Origin of the sequence: Candidatus Nitrososphaera evergladensis SR1 (assembly GCF_000730285.1) — an archaeon.
Taxonomy (GTDB): Archaea; Thermoproteota; Nitrososphaeria; order Nitrososphaerales; family Nitrososphaeraceae; genus Nitrososphaera; species Nitrososphaera evergladensis.
On sequence record NZ_CP007174.1, the window covers coordinates 801,797 to 817,980 of the forward strand.

The 16,184-nt window shown below is 50.9% G+C and carries 14 protein-coding genes, 1 tRNA gene and 1 pseudogene; 5 read left to right on the forward strand and 11 right to left on the reverse strand.

Annotation, left to right across the window (positions count from 1 at the left end; translation table 11 throughout):
- Nucleotides 1–21: 21 nt before the first annotated feature.
- The 8 genes and pseudogenes from NTE_RS04095 to NTE_RS04135 form a co-directional block, all read right to left on the reverse strand.
- On the reverse strand, nucleotides 22–1,962 hold the full coding sequence (locus tag NTE_RS04095) for a metallophosphoesterase family protein (RefSeq protein ID WP_148699867.1): 1,941 nt from the start codon (nucleotides 1,960–1,962) through the stop codon (nucleotides 22–24).
- Nucleotides 1,963–2,203: 241 nt separating this feature from the next.
- On the reverse strand, nucleotides 2,204–2,572 hold the full coding sequence (locus NTE_RS04100; RefSeq protein WP_148699868.1) for a hypothetical protein: 369 nt from the start codon (nucleotides 2,570–2,572) through the stop codon (nucleotides 2,204–2,206).
- Between the two features lie 359 nt (nucleotides 2,573–2,931).
- Nucleotides 2,932–3,228, reverse strand: coding sequence for an Lrp/AsnC ligand binding domain-containing protein (locus tag NTE_RS17545; RefSeq protein ID WP_148702023.1), 297 nt, complete (start codon nucleotides 3,226–3,228; stop codon nucleotides 2,932–2,934).
- 96 nt (nucleotides 3,229–3,324) lie between these two features.
- Nucleotides 3,325–3,807, reverse strand: a complete 483-nt coding sequence (locus NTE_RS04110; RefSeq protein WP_148699869.1) for a potassium-transporting ATPase subunit C — start codon at nucleotides 3,805–3,807, stop codon at nucleotides 3,325–3,327.
- Between the two features lie 8 nt (nucleotides 3,808–3,815).
- Complete coding sequence (locus NTE_RS04115; RefSeq protein ID WP_148699870.1) at nucleotides 3,816–5,981, reverse strand: HAD-IC family P-type ATPase; 2,166 nt, start codon at nucleotides 5,979–5,981, stop codon at nucleotides 3,816–3,818.
- Nucleotides 5,982–5,987: 6 nt separating this feature from the next.
- A pseudogene (gene kdpA, locus NTE_RS17270) lies at nucleotides 5,988–7,546 on the reverse strand (potassium-transporting ATPase subunit KdpA).
- Nucleotides 7,547–8,242: 696 nt separating this feature from the next.
- On the reverse strand, nucleotides 8,243–8,569 hold the full coding sequence (locus NTE_RS04130; protein ID WP_148699873.1) for a transcription factor S: 327 nt from the start codon (nucleotides 8,567–8,569) through the stop codon (nucleotides 8,243–8,245).
- A 26-nt stretch (nucleotides 8,570–8,595) separates the two neighbouring features.
- The gene (locus tag NTE_RS04135; protein WP_158385081.1) at nucleotides 8,596–8,871 is read right to left on the reverse strand and encodes an RpoL/Rpb11 RNA polymerase subunit family protein; all 276 of its coding nucleotides are present in this window, start codon (nucleotides 8,869–8,871) and stop codon (nucleotides 8,596–8,598) included.
- A gap of 59 nt (nucleotides 8,872–8,930) precedes the next feature.
- Between NTE_RS04135 and NTE_RS04140 the strand changes: the two genes are divergently transcribed.
- From NTE_RS04140 to NTE_RS04160, 5 genes are all read left to right on the forward strand, one after another.
- Nucleotides 8,931–9,440: a hypothetical protein gene (locus NTE_RS04140; RefSeq protein WP_148699875.1), complete on the forward strand. Its 510-nt coding sequence runs from the start codon at nucleotides 8,931–8,933 to the stop codon at nucleotides 9,438–9,440.
- 123 nt (nucleotides 9,441–9,563) lie between these two features.
- Nucleotides 9,564–10,016 (forward strand): MarR family winged helix-turn-helix transcriptional regulator, encoded by a 453-nt coding sequence (locus NTE_RS04145; protein WP_158385084.1) that lies wholly within the window; start codon nucleotides 9,564–9,566, stop codon nucleotides 10,014–10,016.
- 11 nt (nucleotides 10,017–10,027) lie between these two features.
- Entirely contained in the window at nucleotides 10,028–11,521 is a 1,494-nt protein-coding gene (locus NTE_RS04150; RefSeq protein ID WP_148699877.1) for an MFS transporter, read from the forward strand.
- A gap of 45 nt (nucleotides 11,522–11,566) precedes the next feature.
- Nucleotides 11,567–12,637 carry an AmmeMemoRadiSam system radical SAM enzyme gene (gene amrS, locus NTE_RS04155; protein ID WP_226987167.1) on the forward strand — a complete coding sequence of 357 codons (1,071 nt, stop codon included), beginning with the start codon at nucleotides 11,567–11,569 and terminating at the stop codon, nucleotides 12,635–12,637.
- Between the two features lie 31 nt (nucleotides 12,638–12,668).
- A tRNA-Pro gene (locus NTE_RS04160) sits at nucleotides 12,669–12,743 on the forward strand.
- A gap of 233 nt (nucleotides 12,744–12,976) precedes the next feature.
- Here the strand turns inward: NTE_RS04160 and NTE_RS04165 are convergent.
- The 3 genes from NTE_RS04165 to NTE_RS04175 form a co-directional block, all read right to left on the reverse strand.
- Nucleotides 12,977–13,330, reverse strand: a complete 354-nt coding sequence (locus NTE_RS04165) for a hypothetical protein (RefSeq protein WP_148699878.1) — start codon at nucleotides 13,328–13,330, stop codon at nucleotides 12,977–12,979.
- A 1,126-nt stretch (nucleotides 13,331–14,456) separates the two neighbouring features.
- Nucleotides 14,457–15,191, reverse strand: coding sequence for a hypothetical protein (locus NTE_RS04170; RefSeq protein ID WP_148699879.1), 735 nt, complete (start codon nucleotides 15,189–15,191; stop codon nucleotides 14,457–14,459).
- Nucleotides 15,192–15,414: 223 nt separating this feature from the next.
- On the reverse strand, nucleotides 15,415–16,056 hold the full coding sequence (locus NTE_RS04175; protein WP_148699880.1) for a hypothetical protein: 642 nt from the start codon (nucleotides 16,054–16,056) through the stop codon (nucleotides 15,415–15,417).
- Nucleotides 16,057–16,184 lie beyond the last annotated feature (128 nt).

Below are 16,184 nucleotides of genomic sequence, written 5' to 3' on the forward strand. Positions count from 1 at the left end.
TTGCATTTCTACGGCAGCTGACTAGGACCTTCTGAGCATTCTTGCCCTCAGGCTTTCTTCAAGCGGACTCCTGTCCATTTTTGCTATTGCCTCGTAGACTTTGCTATCCTTGCCCCCTTTTCGGACTATTAGCTTGTGAATTACGCTTAGGTCCTTTTCAATGGTGACTAGGCCAATGTTGTTGTCTGAAATTATCAGCGGAGACAATGGGGAGCCTGCTGTTCTTACTATTGCCCGCGCCTCGATCCAGTCAATGCGCCGAGCTCCACTATCGCTATTGCTGCCACCACCACCGTCGTCTATCATTGCGTGACCCACACGGACTATTCGCTTGAAGGGAAACAACTGGCGAATCCTGCCCAAGATGTCACTGATAAACGCGATCTTGACCAGGCTCGTAGTCTTTAACGCACTGCTGGTCAATTGCGTCACGTTTATCGTTGTCGCCATGTCCTTGGGGTTTTCTTGCGAAAATGCAATAGCAGCTCTTGTGGTAAATCCAAAATGGACGTCGCCGGACATGATGATGCAGCGCCGCGGCGCAAATTCTCGCGCCAAAAATGAAAGGAACCTTGTACGTACTTTTGTATTTGCATACCATGTCTCTAGGTCAAGCGCATAGATGCTAGTTGCCACTGCCAGCGCCTTTTGCAACGCCTCAAACAGGTAAAAGCCAAGGACGGGCGCGGCAGAGACGATGATGATCGGGTCGCCCTTTTTGTAGCCGGCAAGCTGTGCGACTCTGGAAATTGCCGTCAGACCATCTTTGCCTATCAACTGTGGCGGTCCCCTAAAGCTGTCATAGTGCCTCTGCGTCCTGCTGTCTGTAAAGATTGCAAGCGGCTTGGTCGGCGCACCGAACGTCCAGCCGTGGAAATTCAAGAACAAGTCTTCAAACAACGTCTTTTCTTCTGCCGTTGCGTCGCCGTTTTTTCCAAGGTAATTGGAAATCCTGCCTATAAAGTCGGGGTCATACAGCGAAGGGTCGTTGCCCCATCCCTGAAAGACCCAGTATGCCAAAAGCGCGTTGGCAATGACTTGCTTTCCGCACTTGCTGTATTTTGCATTGTCGTGCCATTCTCTGGTGATGTTCCAATCGTCAGTTACATCGTGATCGTCAAAGATCATGTATGTGGGAATGTTTGCCAGAACCCGTCGCACCGCCGCAAGGTCCCTCCGCGCTTCTTCAAGGTGTTTGATCTGGTCGCGGTACTTTTCTTGCCTGTTGTCCGGGATAGATGCAATATCTGGAAACTCGACCGGCCAGTTCTCTTCGTTCCATGCCAGCATGTACATTGCGGCAAACTCGCCAAAGGCAAGCAGGTGGTTCTCCGCTTGGCCCGAAGTAAATCCTGCATATTTCTCTACCAGCTTTTGCCGCGTTCCTGGTGCAATGTCTGATATTTTTTCATCGACGCCGTCTATGCGCTCTTCCCATCCAAGGAGCGCAACGCCAAATTCTGTCAAGTAACGTGCAAGCGGCACTGCCACATCGTCAGCGTATATCTGATCGCCGGTGAGAAAGAGGGCGCTTGGCCTGTTGCCAATATCTGCAAATGACTTTGATATCACTTTGTCCGCCGCGGCAAAGCAGTCTTCGCCTTTGCCGTGCAGCTTTCTGCACGAACCATGAAGGAGATTCAGAGGGCCCTTGTCATCTCCCTTTATGAAAAAGGTCGGAAGCGAGCTGTCCTGCAAGTAATAGGATATGGAGTTTTCGCCGCTTGCAAGTCCGAGGTCTGCCAACCTTTTGCCGGCAGCGGCTATGCCGTCCTCTACTTCGGTAATAATTTCAAGATCGTATGCCAATAGCGTATCGGTAGGGAAGAAGCTGGCGGCACTACCATGTTGTTCAGGTTGGGGTCGTGCGATTGCAAGGGCCGCGTGGAGACGTTTGCCTAGCCGTAGGGACTTGGTGACTCCAGATCCAATCACCGAAGGCTTCTTTGCATCCTGCTGCAAATCTGAGAACCGGAAAATTTCTGCCTTTACAGTTACGGGCTTACTACAGGCAACCCAGACGCATACCTGATTGACATCCACCCTTCGCAGGATCGGGCCCAGCAGGATCGTTTGAGCGTCTAACCTGCAATTTAGATCCTGCAAAATCGTGCAACCGTGAAAAAGATTACTACACGACAATTTAAGCGCCACAGATTAATCTTCTATATATGCGTCGCAGCAGATGCTACTTGAAAACTTACTAGTCCACGCGGTCATGCTTGCGAAACGCTCCATAGTAGGCAAGCGTGGCTATAGCCAGGGCAACAAGATACCAGTTTGGTATGACAAAACTTCCAAGGTCGATTGCGCCCAGATGCATCGAAGTCCAGTCGGTAAGCTGCATAAGCTTGCCTCCCTTGGGATCGTCTGCAAGGGGCATGAGCCACCTGTTGACAAACCACGCAAAATCCTCGATGAGGATTGCCGCTACCAGATTTGCAACTCCAAGAAGTAGCGCCTTTTTCCTCTTGTGCTTGCCCAGCAGCTTGAACGCCATGTCGTCCCATAGGGCGACAAAACTGATGAGGATGAATATGAAGAGCATGGGAAAGAGGTGGTACTGGTACATGTTGCCGATGATGGGCTTGGTCTCCCTGCTGGCAAGACTTGCTGTTCCTTCGACCTTGCCGTTTGAGATCTGGAGCGCGGGGTCTTTGATGTAGTAATATTCAAGGTGTGCAAAACTGACTGCAAAGACAGCGCAGATTACTGCAGTGGCGATGAACTCGACCTTCCTTGCTCCCAGATGTGCCAGAATGTGCTCGCGGTAAGTCAGGCCAGAATGATCTTGTTGTTCTTCTTCTTTGTCCTTGCGTTTTGATCTAGAGGGGCCTATGTGTGTATTGTAGGCTTGTTTTGGATAAAAGAGTTAAGGGCGGTTTTGTTTCTAAACGCCAGGCTGCAAAAGAATCATCTCGCATCTTGTTGTTATTGTTGCCTGGCCTTGGTGCTGGCTGCAGCTATTATCGTTGTAGTCGTACATGTCATCCCCGGCAGAGTCCTTATCTTGACTATGGTATCGCGCAGGGCCTCTTCAGACTTGGCATCAACCTTTATGATGATGTCGTATATCCCTGATGTCTCGTAAACGGCCGTGGCATTTGAAACACTTTCTAGTTCGCTCTTGGCGGCCTGTACGAGCCTGGATCGCAGTTGGGAAATACAAATGCATACGTCATTTTGGAATATGCACCTAGTGCTACTTTTCCGCCCTGAGCAGGGAATACGCCAGCACTGCTGCTGAAACTACAAGCGACGCGACAAATATTGCAAGGGCCATGTCCACCATCTTGTTCTTTTTCCCTCCTTCTCCTTTTCCTCTTACCTGTCCCTCTGTCCTTCTCCGGGCAACTCTGCATAGACGTCAGGGTACTGCCTTGCAAGCTCGATGTTCAGCTCTAGCACGTTGACATATTCAGGGGCAAAAGCCACCAGGTTTGCCGACCTATTCCTCTCTATGTTGAGCTCTATCATCGTGACGAGGTAATTCTCCGGTATGCCCGTGGCCCGGCTTACGCCCTTTGCCTGCGAGTAGGCGTCGTCAGGGGTTATGTGGGGGTCAACCCCTGACGCTGTCTCTGCCGCAGGGCGGGGGTGGAAAAACTTGGGCGACGAAAATTCCTGCGCAATAAGCCGTGACCCGACCTCCTTTCCATTCAACTCTAGTATGCTCCCATTTGACTGGAAGGGAAGCACGCTCTGTCCTACCGCAACCAGCGCAAGCGGGTACGCTACTCCAGTTACGACCAGCATCAGCACGATCACCCTGATTGCGGGCTTTAGCGTTCCAGACTTGATCTCCATTTCCTCCCTTATCTCATAAAGAGCGACAACAGGATGTCGATCCCCTTGATGGCCGCAAACGGCAGCACCGCCCCGCCTATGCCATAGATGAGCATGTTTCTCACAAACGTCTTTTGCGGGGGCTCCGGCTTGAACCGCGTCCCCTTTAGCGCCAGCGGTATGAGGAGCGGTATGATGATTGCGTTGAATATGAGGGTCGACAGCACCGCCGTCTCGGCGCTGTGCAGCTGCATTATGTTGAGCGCCTGCATCTTGGGGTTGCTCTCCATAAACATGGCCGGCAGCAGCGCAAAGTACTTTGCCACGTCGTTTGCGATGCTGAACGTGGTTATGGCTCCTCTCGTCATGAGCAGCTGCTTGCCGAGCTTGACCACCTTCAGTATCTTTGACGGGTCAGAGTCAAGGTCGACCATGTTGGCAGCCTCCTTTGCAGCCGCAGTCCCGCTGTTCATGGCAAGGCCGACGTCTGCCTTGGCAAGCGCCGGCGCGTCGTTGGTGCCGTCGCCTACCATGCCTATGACGTGACCCCTGCCCTGCTCTTCTTCGACCTTTCTCAGCTTGTCGGTGGGCTTGGCCTCCGCTATCACTTGGTCAACGTTTGCCTCGCGCGCAATGACCTCCGCAGTCAGCCTGTTGTCCCCAGTTATCATGACCGTGCTTATCCCAGTAGCCCTGACCTCGTCGAGCTTTTGCCGGATGTTTTCCTTGAGGTTGTCCTTTAGCGCAACGAGCCCTACGGCCGTCTTGTCAATCATCACGATGAGGGGCGTGCCGCCAGTCTTTGAGACTTCTTGGCACTTCCACTTTAGCTCGGCCTCGTTCAGGTTGTTGCCTGCCGTCGAGAGCATGGCGTCTATTGAACCTTTTAGGATCTTGGCGTTCCTGTTGGTGCGGGAGATCTCTTGCAGCATCGCCGCGACTTTGCAGCCGCTGCTTACCGGGCCGTTGAATGACTTGACTGTTTCCATTTTCTCAAGAGTCGCCCTCTTGCTCGGGATGAGCTCTATTCCGCTGTACCTCGTCTCCGCGCTGAACTCGATTGGCCTTGCAGTGATTATCTTTTCCAAGAGTGGCGGCACGAATTTCTTTGCCTCCGCAAGGTCGATTATGGACTTGCCCTCGTGGGTGGTGTCGTGTATGGATGCCGCAAACGCCGCCTGGCCAATGTCCTCTTCTGTAAAGCCCTGCATCGGCACGAACGCGACCGCGCTCCTGCTTCCTTCGGTGATGGTGCCCGTCTTGTCAAGCACCAGGACGTCGCAGTCGCCAGCAGCCTCTATTCCCTTGCCGGATTTTGCAATGATGTTGTCGCGCCCAAGCCTGGTTATCCCGGCGACTCCGATTGCTGGAAGCAATGCCCCGATGGTGGTGGGCATCAGCGCCACCAAGAGCGCCACGAGCGTCGCAATGTCCACAGGATATCCGAGGAAGCGGGCAAAGAACAGCAGGGTGCCAATTACCATGACAAATATTATCGACAGCCCTGCGAGGAGTATCGTCAGCGCGATTTCGTTCTTTGTCTTGGGCCTCGTCGCGCTTTCTATCAGGCCGACCATCTGGTCAAGAAAACTGCGTCCCATCTCTGACGTGATCTCTATTAGCAGCTTGTCGCTTGCGACCCTTGTCCCTCCAATCACCCTGTCGCCCTTTTCCTTAAAGACGGGGTTTGATTCTCCAGTCATCATCGACTCGTCGACAAACGCCTTGCCCTCGTTCACAAGACCGTCTCTGGGTATGACCTCTCCTGCGTGGACCATGACCTCGTCTCCCGGCTTTAGGATAGTTGAAGTAACCATCGTTTCCTTGTTGTTTGCCCACTTGCGCGCAGGAACTTCTTTTTCCAGGCTCCTAAGCGAGTCGACCCTTGCCCTTGCCTGGGCTTCAGAGAGCGACTCTGAAAACGTCGCAAACCACACCGTGAGGATGAGTATTACCGCGCTCTCTATGTAGAATGTTCTGCTCTGGTTCACGTATTCTTTGGATATGTCCGGAAACACTGCAATCGCCAGGACCAGAAAGAACCCAACTTCAACTGCAAACATCACGGGGCTGTTTTTCGCCAGATAGTAAGGGCTCATTTTTGTGATTGAATCCAGGATCACCCTGCCGCTTACCGCGGATCCCTTTTTTCCACGCGCTTTCTTTTCTGTCCGGATACTGTTGTTTTTGCTCATCACTATTCAACCTCCCATCGAAAACGGCCCTATCGCCAGGAACGGAAAGAACGTCAGCGCAGTCAAAAGAAACGTCATCACGACCAGCACGGCTATGAACAGCGGCCCCTGCGTCTTGATGGGCTCGATGACTTCTTTTCTGTCCTTGACGGTGAACGAGCCTGCGATTGCCAGCATCAGGCCAATCGGGATGTACCTGCCAAGCAGCATCACGATTCCCGTTGAATAGTTCCAAAACGGCGTGTTGGCAGACGTGCCAAAATAGTCCGAGCCGTTGTTTGCAGCAGCCGACGTGTATTCGTAGAGCGTCTGCGTATATCCTGCGGCCGTGACCGCTGTTGTCTGCTGGCCCTGCATCCCAAGCACTCCTTGCGCGTCTCCGCTCACAAGCGATACTGCAGTCGGGATGAGTATCAGCGCAGGATGTATCAGAAAAATAAACACCGCCAGCTTGATGTCATGCGAGCTTATCTTCATGCTCAGGTACTCTGGCGTCTTGCCCACCATCAACCCGACTATGAACAGGGTCAGGACGACATAGACTATCATGGTCATCATGCCTGTTCCGTCCGCGCCGGGGATTGCCTGGACAAACATGCCCAGGAAAAGGCCGGTGACCGCGCTTGGCGACATGCCTGCAAGCGAGGACGCCACGGCTCCTGTGTTTGTGGACAGCGACCCAACGTTGAACAGCACGCTTCCAAAGCTGCCAAACCTGGTTTCAAGAAGTGCCGGCCCGCTTGCCTGCACAAGTGCTATTCCAAGCATCACTCCAAATCCTGCAAGCATTGCTATCAGAATAGAAACGCCTCTTCCCTTCCCGACCAGCTTTGCAAAGGCGATTGGAAATGAAAGCGGTATGACAAGCATCAGGAACGTTTCAAACGGGTGGGCCGAGTTGGCAGAAAAGTAGCCTCCGCCGTTGCTTCCAAGCTGTTTTATGGACAAAAAGGATGCCACGGGGCCCATGACCATCGTCTGCTGGCCGCCCTCCAGCGTGCCAACTGTTGCCGACGAGGATAGCGTCTGCGGCACTCCAAAAACATCAAGAGCAGGGCAGAGACAAACGCCACGGGAAGCAAAAGCGTCACGATGACGCGGATAAAATCGACGTAAAAGTTGCCCAAGCCGAAATTTTTCCTGATGAATGCACGTATGAAAGCAAATGCTGCCGCAATGCCGGACGCCGGCGCGACAAACATCACAAAAGTCATCACTACCATCTGCGAAAACACTGAAAGCTGCTGGTCGCCTGCATAGTGCTGAAGGTCCGTATTTGTGATAAAAGACGCCGCCGTGTGAAAGGCAAGGTCTGGGCTAAGGCCCGCTAGGCCCTGCGACACCGGCAGTACGCCCTGGGTCACCAGCATGACGAACACAAAACCCGCCACTATGGCGTTAGTCACTACAAGGGCAAGGAGGTATTCCTTCCAGCTCATCTGCTGGTCCTTGTCAATTCCGACCATCCTGTAGAATCCGTTTTCAACTCTTGCCAGCGTCTTTTCCAGCGGCCTGCTCTCGTACGTTATCATCCTTGCCATGTACATCCCAAACAGAACCGCCATCGTGACGGTGCTTCCAAGCAGTACGACTAGCTGCACGACTGGATCTGCCAAAATTATTATTGCCTCCTAATCTGGCACTGAAGGGGCATGTCATCAGAATCTGACAGCAAAGAAATTCTGCCCAACTAGATCATCTAAACCGCATCTAGGATGTTGAATATTAAAGGGTTGTGAAAACAAAAATGTGGAAAAGTTTTATTTTTGCTATCTGATATTACAAGAAATTACATGGCATCGAGCTCATGGCAGTAGAGGACTGCCACCTTTGTAGCTCTTATTTTCAAAAAGACATTTTTGCCGGGCCGTTTTTTTGCCATCCTGCTTATAAAGCGTCACGCTCGGTCCTTGCACACACAAGCAAATGCACTATATTTTCAACTTTGGCGCAACAACAAGAATGAATTCTACGATCCTTGCCAGTTTTGAGAAGACTAGCAATTCCAGTTCAGTTCAATGGATTTACTATGGTTCTAGCCAAAAGTGCCGCGGCTAACCGAAAGGGAAAAGTTGCAATTTGCTGTTTTTATTCCAACATCTCATACGGCAAACGAAAATAACATCAAGCTTTTCTGCGTACAAAAAAGAATATTTTGGGTAATCTCAACAATGCACACATATTTTGTGTATTGCTATAGAATAGAGAAATGCAATAGAACCTGGTTCTATCAAAAGGCCAGATTTGCCGGAAAAGGAAACCTATGAGTAATTGCGCCAGGTGTGGTTGCACTTGGTGCACCTGAAAAACTGGGTCGTGGCCTCGTCAGCCGACCTCGTCTGGAGCATCCACCATACCGCCGTGTTGTTGTCACAGGTCGGGCACTGGATGGTTATCGTGGGCAGGTCCTGCTGCTTATTGTCGTCGTCCATCACCTTGAGCGACGCATCTCTACCTGTGACCTGCTTGACTTCTGTCACGCTCTTGCCGTCAGAAGCGCCCTTTTTTGCTTTAAAGCCGCACTTTTGGCAGACAACATCGTCGCCTGACGGCCTTAATCTGGTCTGGCATTCTGGGCAAAAGCGCATATACTGTGAATCCCCTCACACGTTTTTTACTTTAGCGCCGCCTTGACAAGGCCGGCAAGCTCTTTGGAATAATCCGCAGCAGAAACTGCAGCGTCTTGGATGACTTCGGCGGGATCCTTTCTCTTTGTCACGACCCTCATCTTGAAATCCTTGGTGAGTGGGTGCTGGAGCATCACTCCTGCAAAATCAACGCTTTTTTCCTTCAAGAGCTCGTGCTGGACGATGTAGAGGATAGAGATGTCTTCCTCACGCACTTTGAGCTCAAGTTCATTGTCCTTAAAATCGGTGATCTCGGCAAGCATGATACGTAACAGAGAAAGACAACTACTTATTGAGGATATAAATGATACCATGCGGGATATTGTCAAGCTACATCAGCGGCGCAACTCTTGAAAAATCGCACGACACGGTCAAGGCTGACCAGCCGCTCACGTTGAGCCTAAGCTTCAAGATAGACGGGGCCATTCGCGAGGCGTTTTCCCAAAAGAACTGGGAAAAGGCGTACAACAAGCACGACAATGGCTTCCGCATGACCATTGAAGTGGACATAAAGTCTGGCAGAAAGACCGTCATGCCGCTAAAGTTCGTGAGAAAGGCCGCGCTGTTCTGGACCAGAAACCCCAAGATACCGCACAGGATATGGGTGTCAGTCGTCAAGGACGAGACGCCGTTTTACCCGCTATCTGAAGAAGAGGCCAGGTTGCTTTTGTTCGATGTAAACAAGGTGATAGAGCTGTCGGGAACCGAGCTTGCGTCAGGCGCCCACAGGCTGTCGGCCGATATACGCGTATACTGGGGCAAGCACGATTACACGGAACCTGTGGAAATATCGGCCAAGTCAAACGAAGTAGAACTGCGCGCCGTTGCCTAAGATTCGCAGCGTAACAAATTCCATTATATTGTTGCTGCAAGCGGCCAATGTTTATTAGTTGGTTTGGTCATTAATCGTTAGGTTACTAACTAAATGCAAAAGAACATTCAAGCTAACCTTGGATTGACGTTTAAAAACGCCGTTATCATGATGCAGAAGGCGTTTGATTTCGATCTCCGGAAGAACGTGGGGATCAACTGGAGCCAGGCAAAAGTGATCATGACGCTTGCGCAAAAGAATGGGGTGGCACAGAAAGAAATCGCAGACGGCATCTGCATCGAGGCCCCGACGCTCGTCCCGATTATAGACAAGATGGAGCGCGAAGGGCTGGTCGAGAGGAGGCAGGACATGGCCGACCGGAGGAACAACAGGGTATACCTCACTGACAGATCGCGATCGCTCCAGAATGCCATAGACGAGAGCATAGCGCGGGTAAGGAAGGTGGCGTACAAGGGCATAACAAAAGGCGATCTGGAAACCACCATGGAAGTCCTGGAAACGATCACCAAAAACGCCTCCGACTATCTAGAGTCGCAGGCTCCCGTTGCAGAGGTCCAAAAAGCCGCAAGGCAGTGAGATGATTTTTCATGGAAAAAGAAAAAAGCCAAAACCCAGACAAGATCCCGCTTTCTGCGTGGAAGACGCTTGCGATTCTCAGCTCCATCGCCACGATGGTGATGTACGTCGAAACAATGCTCGTGCCGTCGCTTCCGCACATCATGCGCGAGTTCTCGCTCCCCTACAGCATATCGCCGTGGATATTGACCACCTACCTGATAGCCGGCGCGGTGATGACGCCGATTGCAAGCAGCCTTGCCAACCTGCACGGCAAGAAAAAAGTGCTCATGTGCATAATGCTCGTCTATGCCGCAGGCGTGGTAGTCGGCGGGATCACAAACGACTTTTACAGCTTTATCGTGGCGAGGGGTATGCAGGGAGTGGGCATGGCAATGTTCCCACTTGCCTTCAGCATAATAAGAGAGCAGTTCCCAAGGAGCCGGCTTGCCATAGGGCAGGGCATAATCACGTCCATGTTTGCAAGTGGGTCGATACTGGGACTGCTCGTGGGAGCCGGGATTGCAGAGGCGTTTGGATGGAGGATGACGTTCCTTTCAATAGTGCCCATCACGGGCCTCTTGCTCTTTGTCATCATGCGGTCAATACGCGAAGGCCAAGTCCACCCGCAGTGGCGGCAACAGCAGCAAGGCAGCGCCGAGCAGGCCGGACCCAAGCCGTCGCTTGACGTCTATGGCGCAATTGCGCTTGCCATAGTGATAACATCTTTCCTGCTCCTCCTCACGTACATCCGGCCGGACGCCGGCGCCGGAGGCAACAGTAGTAGCAGCATGCCGACGCTGCTTGCGATATCCGGGGTCTGCGCCGCGTCGCTTGCAGCGTTCGTGCTCATAGAGCGCAAGGCCACAAACCCGGTTGTAGACTATCGCCTCTTCAAGAACAAGACGCTGCTCTTTGGAAATGTCATGATAGTGGTCATCGGCTTTTCGATGTTCATGGTGTTCCAGACCATTCCGATACTTGCGGAAAGCCCCAAGCCGATAGGCTTTGGCGCAAACGTCACAGAGGCGGCAACCATACAGCTTCCATTCGCAGTGATCCTGCTGATATTCGGGCCGACCTCCGGGTTTATCGTGTCAAAGATGGGCTCAATACGCCCAGCGATAATCGGGAGCGCCGTCAACGTCCTCGGCTTTGTACTGCTCGCTACGTTCCACTCGATTCCCTGGATGGTGTCCATAAGCCTTGCGATAATCTCCACGGGGCTGTCGCTTGGTAGCGTGGGCATCATGAACATCATACTGCTGAGCACGCCACAGCGCCAGATGGTGTCGTCCCTCGGCAACACCACGCTATTCAGGATAATCGGAAGCTCTGTGGGGCCCGCCGTGGCCGGGGTGCTGATGCAGACCCACCTTGTGGCCGCAGACGGGGTTTCCGGCACGTTCCCCGCGCCAGAGACCTACACGATGATATTTGTCGGTGCCGCGGTCATGGCGGTTCTGTCGGTAGTGATATCGGTGCTTTTGAGAAAAGAGCTGCCGGTTTCGCTGCGCGCCATCTGACAGGATCCATGTGGATTTATAAGATAAAGGCACGAATATTGCCTCATGATGCAGGGCGAGGTTCCCGGCAGGGACGCAGAGCTTGGCGTTGCACTGCCAAACGGCAGGGTGAGGTGCACGGCTTGCGCCCGCTACTGTGAGATACCCGAGGGAAAGACCGGCCTGTGCGGCGTCCGGGGAGTGGTCGACAACAAGCTGCGGCTGTTTGTGTACGGCCGGGTGATAGCCGGCAATGTCGACCCGATAGAGAAAAAGCCCGTCACTCATTACCAGCCAGGTTCGTCGATATTTTCCATTGCGACAACCGGCTGTAACTGGTTATGCCAGTACTGCCAGAACTATGACATTTCGCAGCGAAGAAAGGTGGAGGGGACGGAAATGACACCCGAGCAGGTAGTACAGGCTGCAGAGACGCAGGGCGCGCAGGGCATGGCCTACACATACAACGAGCCGTCAATATTTATCGAGTTTGCCCGCGACTGCGGCATTGAGGCACACAAGCGGGGCATATTCAACATCTTTGTGTCAAACGGCTACGACACGCCCGAGTCCGTGAATGAAATGTCCAAGTTCCTTGACTGCATCACCGTCGATTTCAAGGGCTCCGGCAAGCAAGAATTTGTCAGGCGTTACATCGGCATACCAAGCGCCGACCCGATATTTCAGACGCTCAAAGAGATAAAGAGCAAGACGAAAATCCACGTCGAAGTGACGGACCTTATAGTGCCCAAGGTGGGCGACGACTTGGAGCAGGCAAAAAAGCTGTGCAGGTTCGTACACGACGAGCTTGGGCCTGACACGCCAATTCACTTCCTGCGCTTCCACCCTGACTACAAGATGATGGAGTTTGGGCTGACGCCGGTAGAGACCCTTGAAAAGCACTACCAGGTTGCAAAAAATGAAGGCCTGACGTACGCATACCTTGGAAACGTGCCCGGGCATCCTCTTGAGGACACGTACTGCCCCGGCTGCAATTCAGTTGCAATAGGGCGCTATGGCTTTAACGTCGATGAATGGAACCTTGACGCCGACAACCGCTGCAAGACCTGCGGCTGCAAGCTTCCAATAGTAGGCACCCTGCACAAGCAAAAACGACGCTTCCAGTTTGTAGTATAGGTTAAAATTGCGCTTGCCGCCCGCAGTCTGCGGGGTCGTTGTCTAGCTTGGTTAGGATGCCAGCCTTGGGCGCTGGAGGTCGCTGGTTCGAATCCGGCCGACCCCACTCTCTCATTAATTCATCGTTACCAAGGTTGCTAACTATGCTAGCCAATAGGTCTACCTTTGTATTTAAAGAGGTCAACCTTTGGTCTACCTTCGCGCTGGCGGTCGCATCGCTAACTACAGCCACTTTGGCCCTTGCAAAGTCACGCAGAAATTGGCCTAAAGTCGAGTAGCCAGACTGCTCTAGTAGTCGATTTAATGCTATTAGGTCAGTCTGTGACAGCTTGGCGCTAATTACTGGCATTTGTCAATTACCCTCGCTAATTCTGACTTGGCTTTGGCCTTGTCAATGTCGCCGGCCAGGTATCTCTCAATGACGCTACGAGCATACGGTAAGGCTGTGACTGCCCTAGCCTTGATCAAATTAGGGTCTTTAGCATCAATGTCTTTGACATTACCAAGTAACCGCCATTTCTGCTTGCCTGCGACTCTGGTGATGTGGTAAAGGTATTCTTGTTGGCCTAACTTCTTGACGGTGTACGCACCTTTGGCCTTTGTCTCTTGATGCATGATTAAGTCATCGGCGGCAAAGCCTTTAGATGACTTTGCAGTCTTGGGCTTGTGCGCGCCTGTGTCACGCTTACGCATGGTCAACCTTACTAAAGTTAGTATTTAAGATTTACTAGGCACAGTAATGAAGTCGTCAACTTTCGTCTTGTAGACCTTTGCAAAGTTAACGACGAAAGTCGTCGGCGGGCTAAATTTAAGAAAGATGGCCTTAGACATGAAATTTACACGTGATTAAAGACCAGCACTGCTAATTTCGACTTGAAATTTGTAGGTAGGGGGGTAGTCATCGACGCCAAGCGACAAATGCTTTCGGCAATTTCGCGGCTTTGTACGACCTACAGTCTGTTAGGCTGTAGACTTGAATGTCGTTACAACGCAAATCGGTAGCGTCATTTGACAATGACTAGACTATCATACCCTTGCAGATTTGTCGAGTTGTCTAATTGGCTTTCACGTTCAATCTGAAAGAACAAGACAAATACGGCAAGCGTCGAATTTGTCTGATTCTTGCCGCTTGAGCACAAATTACAATTAGACAACTAGACAAATTGATAGGGGTCTGCTCATACGATAGTGTGCACTTTCAATACCATGCTAGAACATGAATGCAGCCTCACGGCGTCGCCTCACTTCGCATGGCTTCGTTCGGCGATTGCTTAGGTAAATACTAGGCTATGTTAGATGCGACATAGGCTAACGCAATCGCCTTACTTCGCATTTGTGATGACCTCATTAGGCTATTTCGGGCGGGCTGGTGCGTGGTTGTGTGTGCGTGTGCGTCTTATTGTAGGGTCTGGCCGGCACATGCTATACCCTGTGCGCTTTAACATAGACTTGCTATGTCTGAGTAGACTTTGACAGTTCTATGACAAATTAGACTTCGGCACTTTAAGTATGTCAATCTCTGCAAAGAATCGTCTTCGCATGACAGCTAACATCTCTACCGCATGGTCACTGGTGAATACGTCTTCTGACTTGCCAGTAAAGTACAACAACCGTATTACCGTCGCAAATGCACAACCTAAGACGAAATCACGCCCGTTAGTTATCTTCATAGTGTCTTTGCCTATTTGGCTGGTAGCCAGCTCAGTATAGACCGGTGCAAGTGATACTGCTGTGTCTATCGCTTTGTCTAACTTGCCGCGGTCAGAATCGCTAAGGGTCATTTGGCTAGTCTATGCGAGCTTTCACTTAAGGTCTTTCATTATGTTAATCGAGTCAGGCCGTACTTGCTTAGAGAATACAGAAAGTCGGCCACATCGTCTATCTTGTTAATCTCATCGTAGGGCCAGCTATACGCAGGGCTTGGTAGTCGTTTATTGATACGGCTCTTGTCGTTGGCACTGTTACCTTTGACCCAACCCTTAACTTCAAATACATAGTCGTTTGAAGTCGCACTAAGAGCCAGTATTACATCAGGTATTTCGTTGCGCTTTGCCCAGCGTTTGTACTGTGATTCATTAATTAGCAAGTCGTTGCAGTCAGCAGGCCCCGTCTTTACTTCGACCTTTAGGCCACTCGGGTAAAGTATGAAATCTGGCCCTAGCTTGTCTTCGGGTAGGTATAGCAACTGATGATCAAAGTTGTACCAAATCTTATGCTGATTTAAGACAGATAGAATGGCCATTTCACCCTTGATACCGCGTACTTTGTTTGCCAAATCGCGTTTAGGGTCTTTGGCTTTGTAATAACCGCCGCCTCGCTTGTCGAACCGTGCACTTTCAACTTTAGCAATGGCTTGATAGGCATTGTCTGCATCACTATCGATTTCTATAAGCCGACCAACGTAATTCTGTGCATCGTTTGGCGATACTTGTAGTAATTGTTCAATGGTCGATGAGGTCATCAGTAAACGATGCTGTGACTGGCGAACGTCTTGTAGCTCTGGCCTAATGTGCTCTATTTCTCGCTTTGATTTGGTCTTCTTTCGTGCTTTCACTATTACAAATTAATAGCAGTAATCTCTATTTAAGTATTACTAACGTTAGTAACTACATTGAATTAGCATAACCATGCGAAATAGTGTCACTATCTGAAATACCTCATAGATTTGTCTAGTTGTCTAAATGCCGCCACTGTCACCAGCAATGCATTTACGACATACGTGAAACGTGTTTGTCTTCATGTCTAATTGTCTATTACTCAAAGTAGCATGGCATAAGTCATGCCGGCAGCCCATTTAACAGCGCGCCTATTCTTGCCACGATGGCAGCCCCTGCGGCCACGCCCTCAAGAATGTTCTTTGCGGTCACAAGACACTCTTTGATTCTTTGACTCTTTGGTTTCGACGATTGCGCCTGCAAGGCCAATGTTTCAATTTCTGTATTTAATTCGCCTTTCTGCTCGGGCGTCAAGTCTGCAGTACTGGCCGTCTCTCTTAACATCGAAATAATGTCACGTAGCTCGACTAACTGCTCTTGGCTAATGCCAGAAGATTGAGTCAAAGTAGCGGTCTGACTAGAGTTAGCCCCACTTGCCTGAATTTGCGAGTTATTCATCTGGCCTACGTGAATAATGTTTACTGTGGCCAACGGTGCAAAGTGTTCTGTCGGTTGCTCTGGGTGCTCTAGGGCTTCTTCGACTTCTTTAATGCCAAAGTGTGTTATGCCTATGTTGCCACCAATACCCGTACCCGTGATTAGCCCTTCGCCTGTAAGGTATTGTACTATAATGTGGGTCAGTTCACTATGGCCTTCACCAAAGCCAAGCTCTTGGCCGACCTGCCACATGTTTACAGACGTGTGTTCATTGCCACACGTCAGCTCGTAAACTCGATGCATGAATTGTAGACGTTTCTTCTTCATTTCTGTTATAGAATACAAATCAAGTACATTATGCTCTGTTTCTACTTAACCTTTACGAACGACATCAACCGTAATCGAATCTACAATGTTACAATAAACCCGCATGTAATTTGCATCGTTTGACTGAC

What these genes read in the sequence shown, in the direction of transcription:
- NTE_RS04135 (WP_158385081.1), bottom strand. Translation starts at nt 8,871, where the DNA reads ATGCTTGCCGAGATCACCGATTTTAAGGACAATGAACTTGAGCTCAAA.
- amrS (WP_226987167.1), top strand. Translation starts at nt 11,567, where the DNA reads ATGATGCAGGGCGAGGTTCCCGGCAGGGACGCAGAGCTTGGCGTTGCA.
- NTE_RS04165 (WP_148699878.1), bottom strand. Translation starts at nt 13,330, where the DNA reads ATGCGTAAGCGTGACACAGGCGCGCACAAGCCCAAGACTGCAAAGTCA.
- NTE_RS04110 (WP_148699869.1), bottom strand. Translation starts at nt 3,807, where the DNA reads ATGGAGATCAAGTCTGGAACGCTAAAGCCCGCAATCAGGGTGATCGTG.
- NTE_RS04115 (WP_148699870.1), bottom strand. Translation starts at nt 5,981, where the DNA reads ATGAGCAAAAACAACAGTATCCGGACAGAAAAGAAAGCGCGTGGAAAA.
- NTE_RS04130 (WP_148699873.1), bottom strand. Translation starts at nt 8,569, where the DNA reads ATGCGCTTTTGCCCAGAATGCCAGACCAGATTAAGGCCGTCAGGCGAC.
- NTE_RS04100 (WP_148699868.1), bottom strand. Translation starts at nt 2,572, where the DNA reads ATGTACCAGTACCACCTCTTTCCCATGCTCTTCATATTCATCCTCATC.
- NTE_RS04150 (WP_148699877.1), top strand. Translation starts at nt 10,028, where the DNA reads ATGGAAAAAGAAAAAAGCCAAAACCCAGACAAGATCCCGCTTTCTGCG.
- NTE_RS04175 (WP_148699880.1), bottom strand. Translation starts at nt 16,056, where the DNA reads ATGAAGAAGAAACGTCTACAATTCATGCATCGAGTTTACGAGCTGACG.